Here is a 25,391-nt window from a genome sequence, read left to right on the forward strand (position 1 = left end):
AGGAAAATAAAATGACGCTAAAACAACTCTGCTCCGCCATTGCCGCCACCACCGTTGCCACCTCTGCATTTTCTGCGCCTTTGTCCATTGAACAACAAGGCACGTTTGCCGTAGGCGGCACGGTGAAAACCAGCGCAGGCACATACAACCCGCGCCCTGCCATCACGCAAGGCAAAACGTCCAACAACTTTATGGATGTATTCAACGCTTCCATTCAAAGCGGCGGGCAAACCCTGCATGGCGACCACGCCACCGTACATTACCAAATTCCAAGCCGCGCCAAGAAACTGCCGCTGGTGTTCCTGCACGGCGCAGGACAATCCATGCGTTCGTGGCAAACCACACCCGACGGACGCGAAGGCTGGGACACGCTGTTTTTGCGCAAAGGCTACGGCGTTTATTTAATCGACCAACCGCGTCGCGGACAATCAGGGCGCAGCACCGTAGATGCCAATGTGCCCGCCACACCTGACGATCAATTCTGGTTCGCCCAATTCCGCATGGGCGAGTATCCGACCTTCTTTAAAAATGCCGCGTTTCCGCGCGATGAACAATCGCTTGACCAATTCTTCCGCCAAATGACCCCCAACATCGGCGCGTTTGACGCGGATTTGATTTCAGGCAGCCTGAAAGCCCTGTTTGAGCGCATCGGCAACGGCATTTTAATCACACATTCGCAAGGCGGCATTGTCGGTTGGTATGCCGGCATCAAATCGCCCGACAACATCAAAGCCATTGTTGCCATCGAACCGGGCAACTTCCCCTTCCCTGAAAACGAAGTACCGCCCGTCATCACCAGCGCATTCGGCGACATCGCACCTGCCAAAGTAAGCCAAGCCGATTTTGCCAAGCTCACCAAGCTGCCGATTGTGATTTACTTCGGCGACAACATTGCCGACAAACCCGCTAAAACCCAAGGCGAAGACCAATGGCGCATCCGTCTCGCCCTTGCCCGCCAATGGGCGCAAGTGGTGAACAAACACGGCGGCGATGTAACGGTGGTGCATTTGCCCGAAGCCGGCATCAAAGGCAACACCCACTTCCCGATGCAGGATTTAAACAACGCCGAAGTTGCCGAGCATTTGGCAGGCTGGCTAAAAAGCAAAGGCTTGGATAAATAGAAACCCGAAAATCCGCTTTCAGGCAGCCTGAAATGTTCTATAAAAGCGTGTAGGTCGGGCATGAATGTCCGACCTGCTCCGCAGCCCTTTTCAGGCAGCCTGAAAACAGCAAAATGCCGTCTGAATCCGCTTTCAGACGGCATCGCAGCAAGAGTCTTCCCAATGAAAAAATTTTTCCAAAAAACCACCGCGCTTTGCTTTGCCCTTGCCGCACCCTTTGTCCAAGCCCAAACCATGACCCAAGTTATCCCCCAATCCGTCCAAACCGTGCAAACCACCGACCCCGCCCATTTCACCGGTCAAGGCAGTTACGCCCGACTGCCCGTTATGCCGTCCAACGGCGATGTTGCCGCCGCCTCCGTCAACTTTCCGCCGAATGTGTTCACCGACTGGCACAGCCACGCCCAAGGGCAATATCTCATCGTTACCGAAGGCGTCGGGCGTTTCCAAGAATGGGGCAAACCCGTGCAGACCATACAAAAAGGCGACGTGGTGTGGATTGCGCCGAATGTCAAACACTGGCACGGCGCGGGCGAATTCACCGCTATGGCGCATATCGCATTGAGCCCCGCCAAAGACAACGCGGTTACTTGGTTTGAAAAAGTCAATCTGCCGCGCACCGAACGCGTCGCCGCCCATATTTCAGGCAGCCTGAAAGCCAAACAGCTCGCCCTGCTGCCCGTCGCCGCCGCCGTTACCACGGGCGACACGGCAAAACTCAACGCCGCCGTCGCGCAAGGCTTGGCGGACGGTTTGACCGTGTCCGAACTCACCGAAGCCGTGTCGCACCAGTTTGCCTACATCGGCGCGCCCAAAACGCTCAACGGCATCGCCGCCCTGCAAAAACAGCTTGAAACGCGCAAAAACCAAGGCATCCGCGACCCCGAAGGCACACCCGCCACCGACATCGGCGCGGCGGATTATTACCAACTGGGCACGCAAACCCTCGCCCGATTGAGCCAAGCCCCCACCGACCGCCCGATTTTCCGCTTCGCCCCCGCCGTCGATTACGCCATCAAAGCGCAGCTCTTCGGCTACCAGTTTAGCCGCGACAACTTGGGCGCAGTCGAACGCGAACTCGTTACCCTCGCCAGCCTCGCCGCCTTGGGCGAAAGCGTAAACGGACAGATGCGCTCGCATCTGCGCGTGTTGCAAAACCTCGGCGCAACAGACAGGCACATCGCCCAAATCGCCCAAAGCATCGAAACCGCGCTGGGCAAGGCCGCTGCGGATAACGTGCGCCAAGTGTGGCAAGGGCTGGATTGATTTCAGGCAGCCTGAAAACTTCCCCCCAACGACGTCATTCCCGCGCAGGCAGCCTGAAACGCAAAAACGCCGTCTGAAACCCGATTCAGACGGCGTGTTACCATCCACCTTCGCAAACCCGAATCCCAACGCCATGAACGACAAGCGCAATTTCAACGATTTATACGCCTTTATCCAAGTGGTGCAGGCAGGCAACTTCAGCCGCGCGGCGAAAACGCTGGACGTACAGCCCTCCGCATTGAGCCACCGCATCGGTGCATTGGAAGCGCGGCTGGGCGTGAAGCTGCTGCACCGTACCACCCGCGCCATGTCGCCCACCGAAGCGGGACAGCAGCTTTTCGAGCGTACCGCGCCGCTGTTTGACGGCATCAGCCGCGAAACCGACGCACTGGGCGACTTTCAAAACCGTCTCACCGGCAAGCTGCGCATCAACGCCGCCGAAAACCCCGCCCATTATTTCATCTATCCGAAAATCCGCGATTTCCTGCGCCGCTATCCCGACGTTTCCATTGAAATCCTGATTGACAACCGCCGCGCCGACACCGTATCCGACGGCTTCGATTTTGGCGTGCGCCCAATAAACGATGTCGCACAAGACATGGTGGTGCTGCCCGTGTCCGCCGAACGCGCGATGGTGCTCGTTGCCGCGCCCGAATTTCTCAGTCGACACGGCGCACCGCACAGCCCGCAAGACTTGCCGCAATGCCGCTGCATCGTGCCCTCGTTTGATGCGTCTTACCGCTTGGACGAATGGGAATTTGTGCAAAACGGGCAAACCGTGCGCATCCGCGTGCCCGCCGTGTTCACCGCCAACAGCACGCTGATGGCCAAACAAGCCACTCTCGACGCGCTGGGCATCGTCTGGCTGCCGCAATACGCCGTGTCGCGCGAACTTTCAGAAGGCAGTCTGAAAGAAATCCTCGCCGACTGCCGCATCACCTACCCACCGATGGCGCTCTACTACCCGAAAAACCGCCACAAAACCCGTGCCGCGCAGGCTTTGTTGGATTTTTTGAAAACGGATTGATGGGCTTGGTAAAGGGGAAAACAAAAGGCAGCCTGAAAACCCGTTTCAGGCTGCCGCAAACATTTGAACGCAGTGCGTAGGTCGGGCATTCATGCCCGACAAATCCCCGCTTGCAAGATGTCGGGCATCAATGCCCGACCTACCGTGAGCCGAAAAGGCCGTCTGAAATGAATTCCCTCCGCCTGCTTGCGGGGGAGAGTTAGGGTGGGGGAAAGCCTTTTCAGGCTGCCTGATTTTTGAATTTGAATTAAGGAAACAAAATGTATCTAATCACCATCACCGTCAACCCCGACCTATCCGCCGAGCAACATGAAACCATGTTCCCCAAACACGCCGAATGGTTCAAAAAACACTTCGCCAACGGCACATTCCTGCTTACTGCGCCGTTTACCGACACCGACGCGCACCAAGGCATGATTTTCGCCCACACCGAAAGCCGCGAAGCCTTGCAAACCATTTTGGCAGAAGATTGTTATTACCCCGACTTTGCCAAATACGAAATCCGCGAATTCGCGCCCAAGCTGATTTCTGAAAAACTGCCCGAACTCGCCGGCAAATAACTCACACAGGAGGAGACCTTTGCAAAAAAGCCCTTCCTTCGACAGCCGGAACCCAAACACAGGTTTTCGGCTGTTTCCGCCCCCGATACCTCCTGATTTTACCCAAATATCCCCTTAATCCTCCCCGGACGCCCCATAATCAGGCATCCGGGCCGCCTTTTAGGCGGCAGCAGGCACACTTAGCCTGTTGGCGGCTTTCAACAGGTTTAAACACATCGCCTTCAGATGGCTTTGCGCACTCACTTTGAGTAGACCAAAATAGGCTGCCCGGGCGTAGCGGAATTTACGGTGCAGCGTCCCGAAGCTCTGTTCGACCACATAACGGGTCTTCGACAAATACCGGTTGCGCTTCGTTTGCGCTTCCGTCAGCGGACGGTTGCGGTGGGCTTTGCGCATAATGCCGTCCTGTAACCGATGCTCTTTCAGATGTTGCCGGTTTTCCTTACTGTCGTAGCCTTTGTCGGCATAGACGGTCGTACCTTCGGCAATGCCTTCCAGCAAAGGCGACAGGTGGTTGCACTCATGGGTATTGGCGGGAGTGATGTGCAGTTTCTCGATATAGCCTTCCTCATCGGTACGGGTATGTTGTTTGTAACCGAGTTTGTAGAGGCCGTTTTTCTTTGTCCAGCGGGCATCTTTATCTTTGCTCGGTGTGGTTTGGCCGCTGACTTGTCCTTCTTCATCGACTTCTATGGCTTGACGCTGTTTGCTGCCGGCGGTCTGAATAATGGTGGCGTCAATGACGGCGGCGGATGCTTTCTCTACTTTTAAGCCTTTTTCGGTCAGTTGGTGGTTAATCAGTTCCGGCAATTCGGACAGGGTGTTGTCTTGCGCCGCCGGTTGCGGTAGCGGCATAAGGTGCTGTAATCGGGGATGCTCAGTTCGTCGAAACGGCAAAAAAGGTTGAAATCGATGCGGGTGATGAGGCTGTGTTCGAGTTCGGGATCGGAGAGGCTGTGCCATTGTCCGAGCAGGACGGCTTTGAACATGGATAGCAGGGGATAGGCGGGACGGCCGCGGTGGTCTCGAAGGTAACGGGTTCTTTGACGGTTCAGGTACTGTTCGATCGGTTGCCAATCAATCACTTGATCCAACTTCAATAGTGGGAAGCGGTCGATGTGTTTGGCGATCATGGCTTGTGCGGTTTGCCGGAAGAAGGTGCTCATGAGAAATCCCCTAAATGTCTTGGTGGGAATTTAGGGGATTTTGGGGGGATTTTGCAAAGGTCTCTCCCTGCGATATCCGCCGCACAAAAGGCCGTCTGAAACCCTTTTTCAGACGGCCTCTTCCTTGCCGTTTTGGCGTCGCCACTGCGCTGCGCAGGCTGCATCCGAAGTTTCGCAATGCCCTGCGGTTCCCAAACAGTGCGGCCTGAAAGCGGTTTTGTATAGACACGCAGTTGGCCGATAATCCGCTTTTTTCTTGCGGAGGTAACAATGGCGCGCGGCTCGGATGTCCAATCACAAAACAAACAGATTAAGGAAAACTGCCTGCGGGAAGCCCGCTATTAGCGCGAACACGGCCTGCCTGATGTCTTGGCGCAAGTTTGCCGAGAGCACGGAATCGATACCAAACGCGCCGTGTTTTTTGATGTGGGCGGCTCGTTTGACAACAATAGTTTTCACGAAGCCGAATATCTCTACGGTTGGGTCATGCACGGGCGGGGAGCAGATTGTTTATTTTGAGATCGAACTTGCGGAAGACGGTTCCCCGCCGGTGGCGCAATGGCGGGACGCTGCCGCCGATTTTAATTTTTGCCGGCACAATAAAGGGTTTGGAAAAGGCTTGGGAGCGATTTTGCAAGAAGTATGGGCGGAAATGAACGGGACGCAGGCAGCCTGAAAGCCCGCCGGCGCTTTTCAGACGGCCTTTGCCGCTTGGGCGATGCGGTAGAGGATGGCGGCGGCCGGCTTCCGGATGTCGTAGTGGCGGTAGGGGCGGCTGCTTGCAAACTGTGTTTTCAGACGGCCTGCCGCCTGTCGGCTGCCCGCATCAATCCTGCCCCCATCCCCCCGCCTGCCACAGTCGTCGATACACGCCGTCTTGGGCGAGCAGTTCTTGATGCGTGCCGCTTGCGGCGATTTGTCCGTCAGCGACGACGACGATTTGTTGCGCGCCGCTGATGGTGCTTAGGCGGTGGGTGATGACGATGACGGTTTTGTCTTTGACCAGCGCATCAATGGCCTGCTGCACCGCCACTTCGCTTTCGGTATCGAGTGCGGCGGTCGGTTCGTCCAAGATGATGATGGGCGCGTTTTTCAGCAGGGCGCGGGCGATGCTGATGCGCTGTTTTTCGCCGCCGGAGAGTTTGCCGCCGATGTCGCCGACGCGGGTTTGGTAGCCATCCGGCATTGCCATGATGAAGTCGTGGCAGCGCGCGGCGCGGGCGGCGGCTTCGATTTCTGCGTCTGTGGCGTCGGCTTTGCCGAGGCGGATGTTGTTGCCGATGGTGTCGTCAAAGAGGTAAACGTCCTGGAAGACGACCGAGATTTGCCGCATGAGGTCTTGCTGCGTCAGGGCGCGGATGTCGCTGCCACCGATGAGGACACGCCCCTGCTGCGGGTCGGCGTAGCGCATGATGAGGCGGATGAGGGTGGTTTTGCCGCAGCCGCTGTGGCCGACCAATGCGGTCAGCGCGCGTTCCGGGATGTGCAGATTGACGCCGCGCAGCACGGGCTCGGGGTTGGCATCGTAGTGGTAGTGGACGTTTTCAAAGGTGATGTCGTGCCGCGTGGGCGCTGCCGCTTCGCCAACACGCTCCAGCGGGGCAACGGCGAGTAGTTCCTGCAAGCGCGCGTAGCCCTGCTGCACCATGCTGTAGATGCCGCTCATCGAGAGGATTTGTCCGAGCGGCTCGGCGAAACGGATGCAGGCGACCATCAGCGCGGCGAGCAGCCAAACGTCGAGGCTGCCGCCGGTTATCCACACCATGCCCGCCAGCAGAATCAGCAGCATCAGCAGTTCGACGGCGGAACCGAGCAGGGCGTTGGGCAGGGTTTCGGCAAGCAGCGCGTCGCGCTGGATGGTTTCGACCGCGCCGATGGCTTGTTGCAGGCGCGGCAGGCGGCTGCCGGCGCTGTTCGCCGCTTTTAAGACGGGCAAGCCCTGGCTGTATTCGAGCAGTTCGGCGTTCAGGGTGGCATTGGCGCGGGCGAGCCGCGCTTTGGCGCGCGCCATCAGCGGCTGCGTCCAGTGCTGGATGGGGACGATGAGCGGGAAGCTGATGAGCAGGATGAGGCCGAGGCGCCAGTCCCACAGCATGGTCAGCAGCGCGGTGGCAAGCGGGGTGAAGATGGCGGCAATCAGCATGTTGCTGACGATGAGGGTGTGGTTGTAGGTTTCGTCGATGGTACCGGCGAGCAGCGCGTTCAGCTCGCCGCTGCGCTGGCGGTAGAGGGTTTGCAGGGGGATGCGGCGCAGGTGTTCGCCAAGGTGGCGGCGCATGGTATCGCCGGCGCGGGCGCAGTTGCCGTGGTAATCGTAATCCTGCGAACGCCAGCGCAAGATGCTGGAAAGGACGAGCAGCGCGGTCAAGGCGAGCAGCCAGAGGACGGCAGCGCGCTTGTCGCCCGCGCCCAGCGCCAGGCAGATGGGAACAAGCAGGGCGAAACTCGCGCCCTGCAGGCTGGCGGCGATGACGCTGTCGCGCAGGCAGCGCTTGAGGACGGGCGCTTGTTCACCGGCGGCGTGCAGGATGGTGCGGTAGATGTGGATGGGGTTCATGGGGGACTCCTTTGCGGTGGGTCGTAGGTCGGGCATTTATGCCGGACGTTTTTGAATTTTGCCGGCGCAGGTCGGGCATAAATGCCCGACCTGCGGTCTGATGGGGGAGATGGTATCTACGGGCTGTTTTTCAGACGGCATCCAAGGCAGCCTGAAAGACAGTTTTGCCGTTCCAATACCAAGCCGCTTTACCGCTTTCTTATTCCGTCATTCCCGCGCAGGCGGGAATCTTTTCTCGGCGGCGGCAATGTTGGTTTTTTCCACCGCAGCCGTATCGCAAGCAAGACTTCCGCCGATGCGAGAATAACGCCGCAGCAGGCTTTCAGGCTGCCTTCAAGGCCGTCTGAAAGGCAGCCTGAAAACCCAAACCGCCTTTCAGGCTGCCTATTATTCCGCGCCGCCGATGCGCCAGTGCTGTGCGGCTTCGCCTGCCTGCCACAGTTTGGCGTAGCGGCCGTTTTGTGCGATGAGTGCCGCGTGGTCGCCTTGTTCGACGAGGCGGCCGTGGTCGAAGACGAGAATCTGCGCGGCGTGGCGGATGGTGGCGAGGCGGTGGGCAATCATCAGCACGGTTTTGTCCTGCATCAACGCCGCCAGCGCGCGCATCAGCAGCGCTTCGTTTTCGGCATCGGCAAAGGCGGTGGCTTCGTCGAGAATCAGCACCGGGCGGTTTTGCAGGATGGCGCGGGCGATGGTGATGCGCTGGCGTTCACCGCCGGAGAGGGTGGCGCCGCGTTCGCCGACGGCAGTTTGGTAGCCATCCGGCAGCGTCATGATGAAGTCGTGGCATTGTGCGGCACGCGCGGCGGCTTCTACTTCGGCGTCGCTGGCGTCGGGCGTGCCGAGGCGGATGTTGTCGGCAATGGTGCCGCTGAAGAGGAAGTTGTCCTGGAAGACGAAGGCGACTTGCGCCATCAGCGCTTCCGGGGTGAGGTGACGGATGTCGGCACCGCCAATGCGGATTTCGCCGCTGTCGGCGTCCCAAAAGCGCGGAATGAGGCGGGCGACGGTGGTTTTCCCTGCGCCTGAACTGCCAACCAGCGCGGTCAGGCTGCCTGCTGGCGCGGTGAAGCTGATGTCGGTCAGCGCGTTTTCGGCGCGGCCGGAGTAGCGGAAATTGACTTGATGGAAGCTGACGCTGGCGTCTTTTGGCGTTTGCGGCGGCGCAAGTACCGGCAACACCGGCGCGTCCAGCACTTCGATGATGCGTTCGGCGCTGATTTTGCCCTGCTCAATCAGGTGGTAGAGCGAGATATAGGGCAAAAGCGCTTCCGCCATGCCGGTGCCGATGAGCAGCACGGCGAGCCAGGTGGCGAAGGGCAGCGCGTCCGCCTGCCACCAGTAGAAACCCGCCCAGAGCAGCACGACCAGGGTCGGCATCGGGTTCAGTATCAGCATGCCGCTGCGCGCCGAGCCACCGACCGAGCGGTACCAGCCGATGAGCATGGCGAGGTAGTTATCCAGCGCGCGCTGGTAGCGACCGAAGCTGGTTTCGCCGCCGTCGAAGGTGCGCACCACCGGCATCGCCTGCACGAATTCGACCACAGCAACGTTCACCTGCTCGCGCGCGGCGTTGTAGGCGGCGGTGGACTCACTCGCGCCGCGCATCACCAGACCAAATATCACCATGCCGACGGTCAGCACGGCAGCGGCAACCAGGGCGAGGCGCCAATCGACCACGAGCAGCACGACAAAGGCTATCAGCGGCGCGGCGTAGGCGCGGGCGTAAAGCGGCGTGCTGTCGGCAACAAAAACGTGCAGACCGCGCACATCGTCCTGCATCACCTTGGTCAGCGCCGCCGCGCCCCGGTCGTGCAAGAAACCGAGCGAGACTTGCGCGAGGCGTTCAGCAAGCTGGCTGCGCAGCAGGGTTTCGAGATGAAAAGCGGCAAGATGCGAGACGCGGAAGGCGTAGGCGCGCACGGCAAAGGCGGCAAGGGTGAGGACGAGAAGCAGCGCGGCGAGCCACCAGTCGGCGCGACCGGTGAGCAGGTCTTTGAGAATCTGCGCCATGACGAGCAGGGCGGCGGTGGAAAGGACGGCGGCAGCGGTGGCGATGGCCATCGCGCGGCGGATTTGCGGGCGCACCGGGTCGATGATGCGCCAGGGGGAAGGGGCTTTGGGCTGGGACATGGGATTCTCCCGACGGGTTGCACGGTGCGGGAGATGATAGCGGGTTTTGTTTGCGTCGGAAACGGGAAGCGCGGCGAAAGGCGGCCTGAAAGCGCGGCTGGGGTTTTCATAGTGAGCCCACACAAAAATCTACGGCGTTGCTGTGCCTTAGGGGCTGTTGACATTTGGTATTGCGGCGGTTTTTACGCCATAAAACGGCATCTGCCGCGTTGAAAACACCCGCAATGGGCGGCATTGGCTCGCGTTTTCGCCTTGCATCTGCCGCTTTCTGACGCAAAATCTGCTTCGCAAACCAATTGTCAACAGCCCCTAGCTCGAAGAGGGCGGTTTTCTACGGCATTGGAAATGCTAAGAAAACCAGCCCTGTATTACTACTTGTACTGTCTGCGGCTTGCTGCCTTGTATCTTTTTCATTTTGACTCACTATATTTTTTCGGTGCAGACCTGTTTCGCAAACAGATTGCCAATACGCCGGATATCCTGTTGCACCATAAAAAAGGCCGTCTGAAACCTTTTAAAGGTTTCAGACGGCCTTTTGTTGTTTGCCGTTTGTGAGGCCGTCTGAATGCCGGTTGATGCTTTCAGACGGCCTCTTGTCGACGTAATTAATCCAGTTTTTTAAAGTGGCGGCGGCGTTCGAGTTCGCTCAGATAGCGTTTGCGCAGGCGGATGGACTGGGGGGTGATTTCGACCAGTTCATCGTCGTCGATAAACTCGACCGCGCTTTCCAGCGTCAGTTTAATCGGCGTGGTCAGGCGCACGGCTTCGTCGGTGCCGCTGGCGCGCACGTTGGTGAGCTTTTTGCCTTTGAGCGGGTTGACGACCAAGTCGTTGTCGCGGCTGTGGATGCCGATGATCATGCCTTCGTAGAGTTTGTCGCCGGGGGAGACGAACATGCGACCGCGGTCTTCCAGGTTCCACAGGGCGTAGGCGACGGCTTCGCCTTGCTCTTGGGAGACGAGTACGCCGTTGTGGCGACCGGGCATGTCGGGTTTGACGGGAGCGTAGTCGTCGAAGACGTGGCTCATCAGGCCGACGCCGCGCGTCATGGTCATGAATTCGCCTTGGAAGCCGATCAGGCCGCGGGCGGGGATGTGGTATTCGAGGCGGGTGCGGCCGTTGCCGTCGCTTTCCATATTGGTGAGCTCGCCTCTGCGGCGGCCGAGTTCTTCCATCACTGCGCCCTGGTTGTCGTCGGGTACGTCAACGGTCAGGTTTTCATAGGGCTCGCATTTTTGGCCGTCGATTTCGCGGAACACGACGCGCGGTTTGCCGACGGCCAGTTCGTAGCCTTCGCGGCGCATGTTTTCCAAGAGAATGGTGAGATGCAGCTCGCCCCGGCCGGATACGCGGAATACGTCGGCATCGGCGGTGTCTTCCACGCGCAGGGCGACGTTGGTGAGCAGCTCTTTTTGCAGGCGGTCGCGGATTTGGCGGCTGGTTACGAATTTGCCTTCGGTGCCGGCCAGCGGGCTGGTGTTGACCATAAAGTCCATGGTCAGGGTGGGTTCGTCCACGCTGAGCATCGGCAGGCCGACGGGGTTGTCGCGGTCGGCAATGGTAACGCCGATGCCGATGTCTTCGATGCCGGAAATAATCACGATGTCGCCGGCTTCGGCTTCTTCCTGCGGCACGCGCTCCAGGCCTTTAAAGCCGAGCAACTGGTTGATGCGGCCTTGGGCGACTTGCTGCTCGTGGTTCATCACGGCAACGACCTGGCCGGGCTTGATGCGGCCGTTGAGAATACGGCCGATGCCGAGGCGGCCGGTGTAGTTATCGTAGTCGAGCTGGGAGATTTGCAGTTGCAGGGGGGCGTCGGCATCGCCGCTGGGGGCGGGGGTGTGTTTCAGGATGGTGTCGAACAGCGGGCGCATGTCGCTGCTGTCGTCGTTTTCGTCGAGCTTGGCAAAGCCGCTCAAACCTGATGCGTACACAATCGGGAAGTCCAGCTGCTCTTCGGTGGCGCCGAGATTGTCAAACAAATCAAATGTCTGGTCGATTACCCACGAAGCGCGGGCGGTGGGTTTGTCGATTTTGTTAATCACAACAATGGGTTTTAAGCCCAGCGCCAGCGCTTTTTTGGTCACAAAGCGGGTTTGCGGCATCGGACCTTCTTGGGCGTCAACCAGCAAAACCACGCAGTCGACCATGCCCAATACGCGCTCCACTTCGCCGCCGAAGTCGGCGTGTCCGGGGGTATCGACGATGTTGATGTGGTAGCCTTCGTATTCGATGGCGGTGTTTTTGGCGAGAATGGTAATGCCGCGTTCTTTTTCGAGATCGTTGCTGTCCATCACGCGCTCGTCCACCTGCTGGTTGGCGCGGAAAGTGCCGGACTGGCGCAAGAGCTGGTCAACCAGCGTGGTTTTGCCGTGGTCAACGTGGGCGATGATGGCGATGTTGCGGATGTTTTTCATGGTGTTTGTGTATCGGTAAATGGCAAAAGGCGCGGATTCTAACATATTTTAACTGTGGCTTCCGCGCTTTACATTGGATAAAGGGGCGGTTCAGCGGCCGAACAGCTCGGCCACCATCCGCGCCTGCTCTTCGCTGTAAGGCTCGGCGCCGATGCGGGCGGCAAGGGCAAACTCGCCCGACAAACCTTGCGCGGCGGCGGTTTGCTGCCAGAGATGCAGACGCTCGGCATCGGTGGTTTGCTTTTTCAGGCTGCGTACGGCGCGGGCGGCGCGTTCGGTATCGGTCGGTTTCATCGGAACTCCTGCTGTCATTTGGCAAGACAAAGTTTTCAGGCTGCCTGGTGGTTCAAGGCAGCCTGAAAAGCGTTTTACGGATTCAAAATCCGCGCCACCAGAGCTTTTTCCTTGCCCTGCATATCGGGAATCTGCACCTGGATGCCGTTGCCGGGGGCGACTTCGGCCGCTTCGCCGCCGCGTTTCATCGCCTGCAAAACTACGGTTTGGTTGCCGGCGGGGTGGATGATTTCCAGCGTGTCGCCGACGGCAAAGCGGTTTTTCACGTCCACCGTGGCCCAGCCGTCGGCGTCGATGGCGCTGACCTGGCCGACATACTGGCTTTGCTTGGAGAGCGAATGGCCTTCGAGATAGTTTTGGTATTCCTGCGTTTGGTGGCGTTCGAGAAAGCCGGTGGTGTAGCCGCGGTTGGCCAGACCTTCGAGTTCGGCGAGCAGGCTGTAATCGAAGGGGCGGCCGGCGACGGCGTCGTCGATGGCTTTGCGGTAGGCTTGGGCGACGCGGGCGACGTAGTAAACCGATTTGGTGCGGCCTTCCACTTTCAGGCTGTCCACGCCGATTTTTGCCAGTTCGGCCACCTGCTCGACGGCGCGCAGGTCTTTGGAATTCATAATATAGGTGCCGTGTTCGTCTTCCATAATCGGCATGTATTCGCCCGGGCGGTTGGACTCTTCGAGCAGGAAGATTTTGTCGGCTTTGGGGTGGCGTTTTTGGCCGTTGATGCCTTCAAAGGCCTGGTTGGCTTCTTCCTGCGCTTTGTTGAAGTCGAAGCCTTCGAGCAGTTTGGCGTCGCCCATGTCGTCGATTTGCGCGTCGTGGACTTTGTAGTCCCAGCGGCAGGAGTTGGTGCAGGTGCCTTGGTTGGGGTCGCGGTGGTTGAAGTAGCCCGAGAGCAGACAGCGGCCGGAATAGGCGATGCACAGGGCGCCGTGCACGAAGACTTCCAGTTCGATGTCCGGGCATTCCTGGCGGATTTCGGCGATTTCTTCCATCGACAATTCGCGCGACAGAATAATGCGTTCGACGCCGATGTTCTGCCAGAATTTCACGCCCCAGTAGTTGGTGGTGTTGGCCTGCACGGAAAGATGAATCGGCATCTCCGGCCAGCGCTCGCGCGTTACCATAATCAGGCCGGGGTCGGCCATAATCAGGGCGTCGGGCTTCATGGCAACCAAGGGTTCCATGTCGGCGACAAAGGTTTTGAGCTTGGAGTTGTGCGGCAGGGTGTTGCAGGTGAGAAAGAATTTTTTGCCGCGCCGGTGGGCTTCGGCGATGCCGTCTGAAAGCACGTCGAGCTTGGCAAATTCGTTGTTGCGCGCGCGCAGGGAGTAGCGCGGGCTGCCGGCGTAAACGGCGTCGGCGCCGTAGTCGAAGGCGGTGCGCATACGCTCGGGGCCGCCGGCGGGCAGCAGGAGTTCGGGAGATTTCATGGTGTTTGTGCTGTGTTTGGTGTGGTGAAACGGTTTTCAGGCTGCCTTGGGATGTGAAGGCAGCCTGAAAGGTTTGAAAACGTCTGAAAACAAGGATTTCAAGCGGGGCGGATTATCCGCGCTTTCGCAGGCTGGGGCAAGGCGGGGCATGGGATAGGGTCGGCAGACGGGCTTTCAGGCTGCCTGAAAGCTCAGGCGTCCAGTTCCACGCCCAGCCGCTCCATCAGCGCGGCGAAGGTGTCGGCCGAATCGAAGTGCAGCACCAGCGTGCCTTTTTTGCGGTTGCGGCTTTTGACTTCCGCCACCACGCCCAGCGACTGGGTAAGGGTTTCGTTCAGCCGGCGCAGGTCGGGATCGATCTGCTTGGGTGCTTCCGGCTTTTTGCCAGCGAGCAGGTTTTGGCTGCGGCGCTCGGTTTCGCGCACCGACCAGCCGTTGCGCACTGCTTTATTGGCCAGATCGAGCTGGTCGGCCACCGGCAGGCTGAGCAGGGCGCGGGCGTGCCCCATTTCCAGGCTGCGCGCAAACAGCAGATCCTGCACCGGCGCGGGCAGTTTCAGCAGGCGCAGGCTGTTGGAAACCGCGCTGCGGCTGCGGCCGACGGCTTCGGCCACGGTGTCGTGGGTGAGGCCGAACTCGTCGATCAGGCGCTTCAAACCCTGCGCTTCTTCGATGGGGTTGAGGTTTTCGCGCTGGATGTTTTCGATCAGACCGATGGCCAGCGCGGCTTTGTCGTTGATGCGTTTGACCACGACCGGCACTTCGGTCAGACCGGCGATTTGCGCGGCACGCCAGCGGCGCTCGCCGGCGATCAGCTCGTATTCGGAAAGGCCGTATTCGCGCACGATCAGCGGCTGGATAATGCCCTGTGCCTTGATCGATTCGGCCAGCTCGGCCAGCGAAGCGTCGTCCATCTGGCTGCGCGGCTGGTAGCGGCCGGGCTTGATGCTGGCAACCGGCACGCTGTCCAAGCGTTCGCCGTCGCCTTCGTTCAGGCTGCCGCTGCCGGCAATCAGCGAATCGAGCCCGCGGCCGAGGCCGCTTTTCGGTTTGGTGGACATGGTTTTTTCCTGTGGTTGGAGCAGCCTGAAAACGGATTTGCGCTGTTCAGGCTGCCTGAAAAACGGGTTATTCCGCCGTTTCCTGCCGTTTGTTCTGGCGCAGCCATTCGCGGGCGGCGGCTTTTTGCTCGTCGCTGCCGTATTGCAGATCGCGTATGGCGCGGCGCTGAGCGGCGCGGCGGCGGTCTTCTTCAAGCTGGCTTTCGCGGAAACGCTCGCGGTTGGCGGGGGCGGCGCCGCTGCCCTGCTGCGCTTGCGCCCGCGCCATTGCCTGAGCGATCAGCGCCGCGGGGTTAAACGCGGCTGCTGTGGCGGCGGGACTGCCTGCGGCGGGCGCGGCGGCGGCCGTTTCGGCCTGCCGTTTTTCGGCGATGGCGGCGCGGCGCTCGGCCTGGCGGCGTTCGCGTTCGGCGGCTTCCTGCTCTTTGCGCCGCTGCTGCGCCTGATAGCGGCCGTAGGCATGGGCGGCAGCCTGAAAGCGTTTGCCGCTGCCGGGGCTTCTGTCTGAGGCAGCCTGAAAACGCGGCGGTTCGGCAAAATCGTCAAACAAATGCGCGCGCGGCAGGCTGTCGTCGGCCACCGGCAGCATATGGATGCAGTCCACCGGACAGGGCGCGACGCACAGGCCGCAGCCGGTGCATTCGTCGGTCAGCACGGTGTGCATCAGCTTGGAGGCGCCCATAATCGCATCGACGGGGCAGGCGCGGATGCAGGCGGTGCAGCCGATGCAGACGTCTTCGTCGATCCACGCCAGCGCGGCGGGCTGGATTTTCGCCGGCGCCTGCTCGGGCACGCCCAGCGTCTGCGCCAGATCGCGCATCACCCGTACCCCGCCCGGGGCGCACAGATTGACTGCCGCTTCGCCCGCGGCCATCGCTTCGGCATAGGGCAGGCAGCCTGAAAAACCGCATTCGCGGCATTGGGTCTGCGGCAGCAGGGCGTTAAGGGTGTGGGCGCTGGGCTTCATCGGGTAAGGGTTTGAAACAAAAGGGCGCGATTATAGCCCAAAGCACTGCCGTCTTCTATGCCCGCCGCCGCCCGGCCTAAAGGCAGCCTGAAAAGCGGGGCAGGGCGGTTCGGGCTGGCTTGGGGCAATGCGGGCGGATGGGCGCGACGCGGCCGGTTTGGTACTGCGCGGCGGCAAGGCAAAAAGCAGCCTGAAAACCGCGAATCCGGTTTTCAGGCTGCTTTGGGGTGTGTAATCAGGCTTTGAGTGCGCGCAGGCGCTCGACGGACGGGGCGTAGTAATAGCCGCCGGACACGGGCAGGCTCATGCGCTCGAGCACCAGGTCGGTCTGGCCGTCGATATCGCCGAACATGCTCAGCAGCTGGGCTTCGATATTGTGCAGCCGTGCGGCGTAGGCGATAAACATCAGCCCGTGTTCGCCGCCCGAAGCGTTGCCGAAGGGCAGGCTGCGGCGGACGATTTTCAGGCCGACGCCGTTTTCTTTGAGATTGACGCGGCCGATGTGCGAGCGCGGCAGGCGCTGTTCTTTGGAAAATTCGATGTCGTCTTCTTTGGTGCGGGCGATGGTTTCTTCCTGCTCGGCCAGATTGTAGCTTTCCCATTTTTTCAAGTCGTGCAGGTATTTCTGCACCACGACATAGCTGCCGCCGGCGCCGGCTTCGCCTTCCGGTACGGTGCCGATGCGGCGGATTTCGGGGTCTTCGTGCGGGTTTTCGGTGCCGTCGACAAAGCCGTCGAGACCGCGGTTTTGGTGGCGGCGGAAACCGTGGGTTTCGCTTTTGACGGCGATGGCGCCATCAAACGCGGCCAGTACGTCGCGGGCAAGGGTGAAGCAGGCGTCGTGGTTTTTCGATTGGATGTGGATCAGCAGATCGTGCTGGGTGGCGGGCGCCAGACCCTTGCCCAGCGGGGTGAAGTTTTTCAGTTCCGCCGCTTCGGCTGTACGCTTCAGGCTGCGCCAGAAATCGCTGCCAAAAGCAAGGGTCAGCCCCAAGTCTTCGCCGGCAAACTGGCGCTGGCGCGCTTCAAGGGCGCTAAGGGCGGCCAGACAGGCAGCCTGAACGGTATCGGGGCTGAGAATATCGGCTTCGATAAAGAAACCGGCCTGCGCGGTTTCGGGGATGATGGCGGACTGGGGGGTGCTCATGTTTTCTTTCCTTTTTGGTTTGTGTTTGGTGCGGCGCAAGCGCGATACAAGCGCGATAAGGGCGCGGATTATAAAGAAACTGCGCGCGCCCCGCCATGCACTCGGCGGGCGTTGAATCGGGGCGATAGCTGCAGCCTGCATCGGCGCAGGCAGTCTGAAAAAACGGTTTCAGGCTGCTTCGAATAAATAAAGGCAGGCACTAGTGTTTGTATTCTATAATGCCGGACTTTCGCCGCTGCCGCGCTCAACGCCGCATACGGGCTTTATGCGCTTTTGGGCGGTTTTTACCGATAATTTGCTGGACATCTGCCGCTATTTTCGCCAAAATCCGCGCTTTTGCCCGCGTCGGATTTATCGGGGTAAACCGCAATTTCATCACGAAAGAAGATAACCATGGATTTAAGAAAGCTGAAAAAACTGATCGATCTGGTTGAAGAATCCGGCATCGCCGAAATCGAGGTAACCGAGGGCGAGGAAAAAGTGCGCATTACCCGCACGCCGCACAACGCCGCCGCAGTTTATGCCGCCCCCGCACCCGTTGCGCCGGCAGTGGCCGCAGCCGCTCCTGCCGCCGCACCCGCAGCCGCGCCTGCTGCCGCTCCGGCCGGCCGCGATTTGTCCAACGCGCAAAAATCGCCGATGGTTGGTACTTTCTACCGCGCGCCCAGCCCGTCTTCTCCGGCCTTTGTCGAAGTCGGCCAAACCGTTAAAGCCGGCGACACCCTGTGCATTATCGAGGCGATGAAGCTGATGAACGAAATCGAAGCGGAAAAATCCGGCGTCATCAAAGAAATCCTGGTGGAAAACGGTACGCCGGTGGAATACGGCGAACCGCTGTTTATTATCGAATAAGGGCTTTCAGGCTGCCCCGGGCGCAAGCGTGAGGCAGCCTGAAACATTTGCGGCGGCAGCCTGAAATGCTGCCGGCCGCCTTTTCAGGCAGCCTGAAAACTTGGAAACAGGAAATCCCATGCTGAAAAAAGTTTTAATCGCCAACCGCGGCGAAATCGCCCTGCGCGTATTGCGCGCCTGCCGCGAAATGGGCATCGCCACCGTGGCGGTGCATTCCGAAGCGGATAAGGACAGCCTGCACGTCAAGCTGGCCGACGAATCGGTGTGCATCGGCCCCGCGCCTTCGCCGCAGAGCTATCTGCACATCCCGTCGCTGATTGCCGCCGCCGAAGTAACCGGCGCCGACGGCGTCCATCCGGGCTACGGCTTTCTGGCGGAAAACGACCGCTTTGCCGAGCAGGTGGAAGAGTCGGGCTTTGTCTTTATCGGCCCGCGCGCCGAAACCATCCGCCTGATGGGCGACAAAGTTTCCGCCAAAAAAGCGATGATCGAAGCCGGCGTGCCCTGCGTGCCCGGTTCCGACGGCGCACTGCCCGACAATCCCGCCGAAATCCTGAAAATTGCCGATAAGGTCGGTTTTCCCGTCATCATCAAGGCTTCCGGCGGCGGCGGCGGGCGCGGCATGCGCGTGGTCGAGAAAAAAGAAGACCTGATCAAATCGGTGGAAATGACCAAAGCCGAAGCCGAAGCCGCGTTCGGCAATCCGATGGTGTATATGGAGCGCTTTTTGCAGCGCCCGCGCCACGTTGAAATCCAGGTTTTGGCCGACGAACACGGCAACGCCATTTATCTGGGCGAGCGCGACTGCTCGATGCAGCGCCGCCACCAGAAGGTGATCGAAGAAGCGCCAGCGCCGGGCATTACCGCCGCCGAGCGCAAAAAAATCGGCGAAGCCTGCGTTGCCGCCTGCAAGCGCATCGGCTACCGCGGCGCCGGCACGTTTGAGTTTCTCTACGAAGACGGCGAGTTTTTCTTTATCGAAATGAACACGCGCGTGCAGGTCGAACACCCCGTTACCGAGCTGGTTACCGGCATCGACATCGTGCAGGAGCAGCTCAGAATCGCCGCCGGCCTGCCGCTGCAGTACAAGCAAAAAGACGTGGTGATTGAAGGCCACGCTTTCGAGTGCCGCATCAATGCCGAAGACCCCTACACCTTCATCCCCAGCCCCGGCCTGATCGAAAGCTGCCATCTGCCCGGCGGACTCGGCGTGCGGGTAGACAGCCACATCTACCAGGGCTACCGCATCCCGCCGAACTACGACAGCCTGATCGGCAAAATCTGCGTGTACGGCAAAACCCGCGAGCAGGCGATTGCCAAAATGCGTGTCGCCCTTGCCGAGCTGGCGATTACCGGCATCAAGACCAATACCGCGTTGCACCGTGATCTGTTTAACGATCCGGGCTTCTGCGAAGGCGGCGTCAGCATCCATTATCTGGAACACTGGCTGGCCGAGCGTAAAGAGCAGTTGCAAAAATAAGCCGACAGCCATGGCAAAAGCAGCCTGAAAGCCGGAATTCCGGTTTTCAGGCTGCTTTTTGATGCGCCTATCCGGCGCTGCTGTCGGTGTTACCCGAAACGGTTTCAGACTGCTTGGACGCGGCGCCGGACTGGGCGGCAATAAAAAACGGTTAAGCATCGCAATGGCTCAACCGTTTGAATCATTTGGTGGGTCCGGTGGGGTTCGAACCCACGACCAAGGGATTATGAGTCCCCTGCTCTAACCCCTGAGCTACAGACCCAGTGTTCAGGAAAGGCGCGGATTATAGTCCAAGCGCCCTAGGCAGGCAAGCTGCGGCCGGCTGACGGCGCCGGCGCCAACGCGGTACAATACGCCGCTTCAACCACCACCGCCTTTTCAGGCTGCCTGAAACATGCACGACAAGCTCTCCCCCGACGCCCTGATCGAAGCCGCGCTGCTGACCCAGAGCGAAGCCCTGAGCGAAAAGACCCTGCGCGCCCTGTGCGAGCCGCCCTTGTCGGCCGACAAACTGATCGACGTATTGGCTGCGCTCAAAGCACGCTGGCAGGGGCGCGGTTTGGAATTGGCGCACACTGCTGAGGGCTGGCGTTTCCAGATCGCCCCGCCGGCCTTTGCCGCCCTGGGCAGCCTGAACGAGCAGCGCACGCCGCGTTATTCGCGCACGGTGATGGAAACGCTGGCCATCATCGCCTATCAGCAGCCGGTTACCCGCGGCGACATTGAAGCCATCCGCGGTGTCGCCGTCTCGCAAAACGTGATGCAAACCCTGCAGGAGCGCGGCTGGATCGAAGTTATCGGCCAGCGCGACAGCATCGGCCGCCCGTCGCTGTGGGCAACCACCGCCGCATTTTTAAGCGACCTGCGGCTTGGCAGTTTGGAAGAGCTGCCGCCGCTCACCGAACTGGGCGAACTGCTGCTGCCCGAGCTTCAGGCTGCCGCGCCGGCAGACGAAGGGGTGGCCAAGCCGGTGTAAGCGCTGCTTTGCGCAGTCTGCTGGTCGTTTCAGCAGAAATAATTTTTTAAAACAAAAGGAAAACCGATGCCGAATACTTTTGCCCGCGTGCGCGCCGTTGCCTTTGATTTGGACGGCACGCTGTGCGATTCGATTCCCGATCTGGCCGGCGCCGCCAACGCCATGCGCGTCGAACTGGGCATGGCGCCGCTGCCGCAGGAGCAGATTCAAAGCTATGTTGGCGACGGCATTGCTGCGCTGGTGCTGCGCGCGCTCAGCGGGCAATACAGCGGCGGCGATGTTGCCGAATCCCTGCGCAGCGAAGGTTTTGCCGTTTTCGCTCGCCACTACGCCCGCCATCTGGCCGACGCCACCCGTCCCTATCCGCACACCGAAACCGCGCTGGAACTGCTGAAAAGCCTTGGCCTGCCGCTGGCGGTGGTTACCAACAAAAGCGAAGTGCTGTCGGTGAAACTCTTGCGCGAATTGCAGTTGGACGGCTATTTTAGCCTGGTGGTCGGCGGCGACACCCTGCCCGAGCGCAAGCCTTCCGCCGAGCCGCTGCGCTACAGTGCCGAAGTGCTGGGCGTCGAATGCGCGCAGCTGCTGATGGTCGGCGATTCGGCCAACGACATACTCAGCGCCAAAGCCGCCGGCTGCCCCGTTATCGGCGTGCGTTACGGTTACGGCGATATGGATGCGCTCGCCGCTGCCGCCGAAACCCGCCCCGATGCGCTAATCGACAGCCTGCCCGAACTCTACGAGCTGCTCAAACCCGTTCAGGCAGCCTGAAAGCACAAGAAAGGCCGATAGCCATGAAAGAAGGCAAATCGCTCAAAGCCCGCGCGCTCGATCTGCTCGCCCGCCGCGAATACAGCCGCTTGGAACTGAAGCGCCGGCTCGCCCCGCATGCCGAAAGCGAAGACGAAATCGACAGTCTGCTGGCCGAATTGTCCGACCGCCAATGGCAGTCGGACGAGCGCTACGCCGAAGCCTTTATCCACAGCAAAAGCCGCAGCCGCGGCCGATTGCGCCTGCAGCAGGAACTGGCCGCCAAAGGCGTGGACGAATCGCTGGTACGCGCCAATCTGCCCGACCGCGACACCGAACTGGCCAACGCGCTGGCGGTGCTGCACAAAAAATTCGCCGCCCCGCCGCAGGACTTTCAGGAAAAGCAAAAACAAATCCGCTTTATGCTCTACCGCGGCTTCGAGATGGACATCGTTCAGGCTGCCCTTAAAGAAGAGTGGCCGCAATAGCAGCCTGAAAACCAAAGAAAACGGTTTTCAGGCTGCTTTTTTGCAGGCGGAATACGAAACCCCAGCTACGCGGATCGTCCGAAAAACCAACGGCGCAGCAACCATTTGAGCAGCGCAAACAGCGGAAACGACAGCAAAAACAAGATAAAGCCATGCCCCGCGCTCCACGATTTGAACGACAGCGGCACCACCTTGCCATCCGCCGTAATGCGGTATCGCTGCGTGAACTGCGCGGTGTCGTAATTCACAAACAATTCAAACGAATCAGGCGCAACGGGTGTTAGGCTGAAAAACCGACCGTTCTCATCATCGCGGCTGAACGCTTGGCGCAGCAGGGTTTCGTTGCTTTTCAGATTGTGCAGCCGCTGCGGCAAAACCTCGCCCTGCGGCGTGCGCACCAAAACGGTGAACATCGGGCTGATTGCGTCGCCTTCGGCGTATTGCTCGGCGGGCAGTTGGCGAAAGCCCCACGCCATCACCATCATCAGCAGCCACCATGCGATGATGTGGACAATGGCGTTGAGCAGTTTGAGCGCGGCGGTGGTAAAAAAGGTGCGCGGGGTCATTTTCAGGCTGCTTTTATGTGGTGGGAATAGGCTTTCAGGCTGCCTGCACCCATTCGATTAACGCTTGGCGCAGGCTGTCGAGGCCGTCGCCGCTTTGTACCGACAGGCGGACGGCGGCGGGCAGGCCGTCGGGGCGGCGGGTGATGCCGTTGTGGCGTTCGTCGGCGGGCAGCAGGTCGGTTTTGTTGTAGATCAGCAGCTGCGGGACAGCTTCGGCGCCGATTTGTGCGAGTACGGCGTTGACGTCGTCGATTTGGCGCAGATGATCGGGATTGGCGGCATCGACGACGTGCAGCAGCACATCGGCCAGCGCGGTTTCTTCGAGGGTGGCGGAAAAGGCGGCTACCAGCCCGTGCGGCAGGTCGCGCACGAAGCCGACGGTGTCGGTGAGAATCAGGCTGGCTTCGGGGGCGAGGTAGAGCCGCCGCGCGGTGGTGTCGAGTGTGGCGAAGAGCTGGTCTTGCGCGAGGACGTCGGCTTTGGTCAGGCGGTTGAACAGGCTGGATTTGCCGGCGTTGGTGTAGCCGACGATGGCAAAGGTTTTCAGGCTGCCTGAAAGGCGGGCTTTGCGGCGGGTCTGGCGCTGTTTTTTGACGGCATCAAGCCGGCGGCGCAGCTGGGTGATTTTGGTTTGGATCAGGCGGCGGTCGGTTTCCAGCTGGGTTTCGCCGGGGCCTTTAAGGCCGATGCCGCCTTTCTGGCTCTGCAAATGGCCGTAGCCGCGCACCAGCCGGCCGGCCAGGTGGGTGAGCTGGGCGAGTTCGACTTGCAGGCGGCCTTCCTGGCTTTGGGCGCGGCGGGCGAAGATGGCCAAAATCAGGCCGACGCGGTCGAGTACGCGGCATTGCAGGATTTTTTCGAGATTGCGCTCTTGGGTGGGGGTGAGTTCGTTGTTGAAGACGACGAGGTCGATGTTTTCGTCCTGCACGGTTTGCGCCCATTCTTCGGCTTTGCCGCTGCCGACCATCAGGGCGCTGTGGGCGCGGTCGCGCTTGGCGCTTTCGGTCCGCACCAGTTCGCCGCCGGCGGCGCGCACCAGTTCGGCCGCTTCGGCCAGGGCAGCCTGAAAGGCGCGTTCGCGGCTTTCGCTGCTGCCGGAAAAGCTGTCGGCCAGCATCAGGCCGGCCAGCATCACCCGCTCGGAGCGTTCAAGGGATTTGTTTGGGGTGTGGAATCTGTGGGTCATGGTGGGGTAGGGCGTATCGTTAAAGCTGCAGTTTTTCAGTAAATTTATGTAAGCCGAGTTTTTAGTTTGTAAGGGAGAGCAGCCGCAACGATAGCGCAATCTGCCGGAAAACGGGAAGTTTTTTGCGTCTGCCGGCACGGCGTCGGCCGCTTCATGGCAATAGTTTTGCAAATGGTTTTTCGATTCGGACGGACTTTGGCAGGTGGTGCCGTTGTGCGGCACTGCCTTTGTGCTTGTAAGGGATGCCGCCGGTTTGCTTGGGCAGGAATGGCTCTGCTGCGGCGTTTGGCTGTGGGAATTATGTTAGAATCTGTTTGAGGAATGTGTTTTTTTGTTTTGGCCTATGTGGTTCCAAACAAAAAATTTATACCGTTTTACATGAATTAAGCCCGTTACTCCGCTTGCCTTTCAGGCTGCCTGAAGGATTCGGCGGAGTAAAATTGTGGCAAAGAAAAGCACGGATTCCGTTTTAAACAAGGAAGATGTATGGACGATTCGATGATGATAATGCTGGTCGGCGGCTTGGCCGTTGTACTGGTGGCGCTTATTTTTCTGCAACGCCGGCAGAAAAACGGCGGTAGCTCGCCGGCGCAAGAGCGCAAGAAAGTCAGAGGCGGGAGCGGCCGTAGCGCACGCGAACCGGAACCCGAGCCAGAGCCGGAAGACGAGGAAGTGGCTCAGGCGGTTGCCGAAGCCGAGAAATGGGACTGGAGCGCGACTGCCGGCGGCAGTGCGGTGGACGATACCAAAGTGTCGGTTCAGGACGTGGACGCGCTCACTGAATTTAATGTTTACAAACAGTTCGGCTACTATGACAAAGCCGCCGAGTCGCTCGGCGATTACTTGGTCAACAGCCGCAGCAACGACCCGAAACTCATCGCCGAGCTGGCGGATTTGTGGCTGCAGGCCGGCAATGTCGATGCGCTGGCTGAGGTGTTGAACACTTACTCCGGCAGTTTCAGCCGCGATCAACTGACCCAGTATGTCAAAGATGGTCTGGCAGTTGACGAAAACCATCTCGGTTTGCGCGTTTTGGCGGAAAGCAACCTGGGCTGGAGCGTGAAAAAAACCGCCGAGGAAATCGGCGAGAAAACCGGTTTGGCCGATATTCCGCAAACACCTGCTGCCAAGCAAAAGGAAAGTACCCGTGCGCAGGCGGAAGCCCAAACAGCCGCTGCAGGCCTGGCACGGAAAATGCTTGTTTCCGGCAACGGAGTTTTGCGGGAAATCAGCAACGACGAAAAAGGTGCCGTATTGGCATTCATGCAGCCTGAACAGGGCGTGCGTCTGTTGAAAAACTCGCTGACTTATGATGCTGCCACCAAGTATCTGAATAAAGCCATCCGCCATTCGGACAAACCCGCGGCTTTGCTGATTGATGCGCTGACACTCGATTACCGTGCCAACAACATCAACGGTTTTGCCGACCATCTGTGGAATCTTTACTATACGCTCGGCCAATACGGCCGCCAGGTGAAGGAAAGAATGCTCGGTTGGGGCTACAACTTGGGGCCGCATCCTTTGTTTGCGCGTTTGGAAACCAATCCTTCTGATGCGGCACTGCGCGAAATCGGTGTCCAGCAGGGTTTGATTGACGGCGGCAGCCTGAAAAAAGCGCGTTATCAGGCCTTGGTATCTGAAAACGTCGATATGGTTGCCGAGCCGCGTACGCCTGCCGAACGGATTTTGAAAGAAGTCGATTCGCTGCTGATGTACGGCCAGTTGGACAACGCGATGAATCTGCTGGAAGAGTCGATTTTGTCCTATCCGCAGGAATCACAGCTTTATATTGCGTTGTTTGATTTGTATGAGCGTGCCGAAGAATGGACTCGTTTGGAAACGCTGCTGCAAGAACTGCGCGGCCAAGTGCAAACTCTGCCGGAAGAAGTGGTATTGGCGATGAGCCAATTGCTGCAACGTTTCAATAACGGCTCATTTGGACATTAA

Annotated in this window: 21 protein-coding genes, 1 tRNA gene and 1 pseudogene; 11 read left to right on the forward strand and 12 right to left on the reverse strand. The window is 59.7% G+C overall.

The window, feature by feature from the left end; translation table 11 throughout:
* The first annotated feature begins 11 nt into the window (after window positions 1-11).
* From OP500_RS02090 to OP500_RS02105, 4 genes are all read left to right on the forward strand, one after another.
* A complete protein-coding gene (locus OP500_RS02090; RefSeq protein WP_274070033.1) occupies window positions 12-1,121 on the forward strand; it encodes an alpha/beta hydrolase in 1,110 nt (369 codons plus the stop codon).
* A gap of 162 nt (window positions 1,122-1,283) precedes the next feature.
* Window positions 1,284-2,387: a cupin domain-containing carboxymuconolactone decarboxylase family protein gene (locus OP500_RS02095; RefSeq protein ID WP_274070034.1), complete on the forward strand. Its 1,104-nt coding sequence runs from the start codon at window positions 1,284-1,286 to the stop codon at window positions 2,385-2,387.
* Window positions 2,388-2,481: 94 nt separating this feature from the next.
* The gene (locus tag OP500_RS02100; protein ID WP_238746008.1) at window positions 2,482-3,414 is read left to right on the forward strand and encodes a LysR family transcriptional regulator; all 933 of its coding nucleotides are present in this window, start codon (window positions 2,482-2,484) and stop codon (window positions 3,412-3,414) included.
* A gap of 260 nt (window positions 3,415-3,674) precedes the next feature.
* Window positions 3,675-3,974 carry a YciI family protein gene (locus OP500_RS02105; RefSeq protein WP_238746006.1) on the forward strand — a complete coding sequence of 100 codons (300 nt, stop codon included), beginning with the start codon at window positions 3,675-3,677 and terminating at the stop codon, window positions 3,972-3,974.
* A 159-nt stretch (window positions 3,975-4,133) separates the two neighbouring features.
* Here the strand turns inward: OP500_RS02105 and OP500_RS02110 are convergent.
* Window positions 4,134-5,140, reverse strand: a pseudogene (locus tag OP500_RS02110) (IS5 family transposase).
* Window positions 5,141-5,504: 364 nt separating this feature from the next.
* Between OP500_RS02110 and OP500_RS02115 the strand changes: the two are divergent.
* Entirely contained in the window at window positions 5,505-5,816 is a 312-nt protein-coding gene (locus tag OP500_RS02115; RefSeq protein WP_274070035.1) for a hypothetical protein, read from the forward strand.
* Window positions 5,817-5,966: 150 nt separating this feature from the next.
* Here the strand turns inward: OP500_RS02115 and OP500_RS02120 are convergent, their stop codons facing one another.
* From OP500_RS02120 to OP500_RS02155, 8 genes are all read right to left on the reverse strand, one after another.
* Window positions 5,967-7,697, reverse strand: coding sequence for an ABC transporter ATP-binding protein (locus OP500_RS02120; protein WP_238748017.1), 1,731 nt, complete (start codon window positions 7,695-7,697; stop codon window positions 5,967-5,969).
* 387 nt (window positions 7,698-8,084) lie between these two features.
* The gene (locus OP500_RS02125; protein ID WP_274070036.1) at window positions 8,085-9,830 is read right to left on the reverse strand and encodes an ABC transporter ATP-binding protein; all 1,746 of its coding nucleotides are present in this window, start codon (window positions 9,828-9,830) and stop codon (window positions 8,085-8,087) included.
* 605 nt (window positions 9,831-10,435) lie between these two features.
* Window positions 10,436-12,247: a translational GTPase TypA gene (typA, locus tag OP500_RS02130; RefSeq protein WP_238748013.1), complete on the reverse strand. Its 1,812-nt coding sequence runs from the start codon at window positions 12,245-12,247 to the stop codon at window positions 10,436-10,438.
* A 90-nt stretch (window positions 12,248-12,337) separates the two neighbouring features.
* Complete coding sequence (locus OP500_RS02135) at window positions 12,338-12,541, reverse strand: hypothetical protein (RefSeq protein WP_238748012.1); 204 nt, start codon at window positions 12,539-12,541, stop codon at window positions 12,338-12,340.
* A gap of 74 nt (window positions 12,542-12,615) precedes the next feature.
* The gene (gene trhP / locus OP500_RS02140; protein ID WP_238748011.1) at window positions 12,616-13,971 is read right to left on the reverse strand and encodes a prephenate-dependent tRNA uridine(34) hydroxylase TrhP; all 1,356 of its coding nucleotides are present in this window, start codon (window positions 13,969-13,971) and stop codon (window positions 12,616-12,618) included.
* 191 nt (window positions 13,972-14,162) lie between these two features.
* Window positions 14,163-15,032 carry a ParB/RepB/Spo0J family partition protein gene (locus OP500_RS02145; protein ID WP_238748009.1) on the reverse strand — a complete coding sequence of 290 codons (870 nt, stop codon included), beginning with the start codon at window positions 15,030-15,032 and terminating at the stop codon, window positions 14,163-14,165.
* 67 nt (window positions 15,033-15,099) lie between these two features.
* A complete protein-coding gene (locus OP500_RS02150; protein ID WP_238748008.1) occupies window positions 15,100-15,999 on the reverse strand; it encodes an RnfABCDGE type electron transport complex subunit B in 900 nt (299 codons plus the stop codon).
* 235 nt (window positions 16,000-16,234) lie between these two features.
* Window positions 16,235-17,146 carry a Dyp-type peroxidase gene (locus tag OP500_RS02155; protein ID WP_238748007.1) on the reverse strand — a complete coding sequence of 304 codons (912 nt, stop codon included), beginning with the start codon at window positions 17,144-17,146 and terminating at the stop codon, window positions 16,235-16,237.
* Window positions 17,147-17,539: 393 nt separating this feature from the next.
* Here OP500_RS02155 and accB point away from each other — a divergent pair, with 393 nt between their 5' ends.
* Both accB and accC read left to right on the forward strand, forming a co-directional pair.
* Window positions 17,540-17,998, forward strand: coding sequence for an acetyl-CoA carboxylase biotin carboxyl carrier protein (gene accB, locus OP500_RS02160; RefSeq protein ID WP_238748006.1), 459 nt, complete (start codon window positions 17,540-17,542; stop codon window positions 17,996-17,998).
* 118 nt (window positions 17,999-18,116) lie between these two features.
* The gene (gene accC, locus OP500_RS02165) at window positions 18,117-19,478 is read left to right on the forward strand and encodes an acetyl-CoA carboxylase biotin carboxylase subunit (protein ID WP_238748005.1); all 1,362 of its coding nucleotides are present in this window, start codon (window positions 18,117-18,119) and stop codon (window positions 19,476-19,478) included.
* 186 nt (window positions 19,479-19,664) lie between these two features.
* Here accC and OP500_RS02170 read toward each other — a convergent pair.
* A tRNA-Ile gene (locus OP500_RS02170) sits at window positions 19,665-19,740 on the reverse strand.
* Between the two features lie 132 nt (window positions 19,741-19,872).
* On the opposite strand from OP500_RS02170, the gene scpB reads away from it, so the two are divergent.
* The 3 genes from scpB to recX all read left to right on the forward strand — a co-directional run bounded on the left by scpB (window position 19,873) and on the right by recX (window position 21,692).
* Window positions 19,873-20,454 carry an SMC-Scp complex subunit ScpB gene (gene scpB / locus OP500_RS02175; RefSeq protein ID WP_238748004.1) on the forward strand — a complete coding sequence of 194 codons (582 nt, stop codon included), beginning with the start codon at window positions 19,873-19,875 and terminating at the stop codon, window positions 20,452-20,454.
* Between the two features lie 66 nt (window positions 20,455-20,520).
* Window positions 20,521-21,225 carry a phosphoglycolate phosphatase gene (locus OP500_RS02180; RefSeq protein WP_274070037.1) on the forward strand — a complete coding sequence of 235 codons (705 nt, stop codon included), beginning with the start codon at window positions 20,521-20,523 and terminating at the stop codon, window positions 21,223-21,225.
* A 23-nt stretch (window positions 21,226-21,248) separates the two neighbouring features.
* Window positions 21,249-21,692 carry a recombination regulator RecX gene (gene recX, locus OP500_RS02185; protein WP_238748002.1) on the forward strand — a complete coding sequence of 148 codons (444 nt, stop codon included), beginning with the start codon at window positions 21,249-21,251 and terminating at the stop codon, window positions 21,690-21,692.
* Between the two features lie 65 nt (window positions 21,693-21,757).
* On the opposite strand, the gene OP500_RS02190 is transcribed toward recX, so the two are convergent.
* Together OP500_RS02190 and hflX are read right to left on the reverse strand one after the other, a co-directional pair.
* Window positions 21,758-22,258, reverse strand: a complete 501-nt coding sequence (locus OP500_RS02190) for a hypothetical protein (RefSeq protein WP_238748001.1) — start codon at window positions 22,256-22,258, stop codon at window positions 21,758-21,760.
* Window positions 22,259-22,292: 34 nt separating this feature from the next.
* Window positions 22,293-23,444 carry a GTPase HflX gene (gene hflX / locus OP500_RS02195; protein WP_238748000.1) on the reverse strand — a complete coding sequence of 384 codons (1,152 nt, stop codon included), beginning with the start codon at window positions 23,442-23,444 and terminating at the stop codon, window positions 22,293-22,295.
* A gap of 486 nt (window positions 23,445-23,930) precedes the next feature.
* Here hflX and OP500_RS02200 point away from each other — a divergent pair, with 486 nt between their 5' ends.
* Window positions 23,931-25,391 (forward strand): hypothetical protein, encoded by a 1,461-nt coding sequence (locus tag OP500_RS02200; protein ID WP_274070038.1) that lies wholly within the window; start codon window positions 23,931-23,933, stop codon window positions 25,389-25,391.

Source organism: Kingella sp. SNUBH-2017, from assembly GCF_028680565.1.
GTDB lineage: Bacteria > Pseudomonadota > Gammaproteobacteria > Burkholderiales > Neisseriaceae > Kingella_D > Kingella_D pumchi.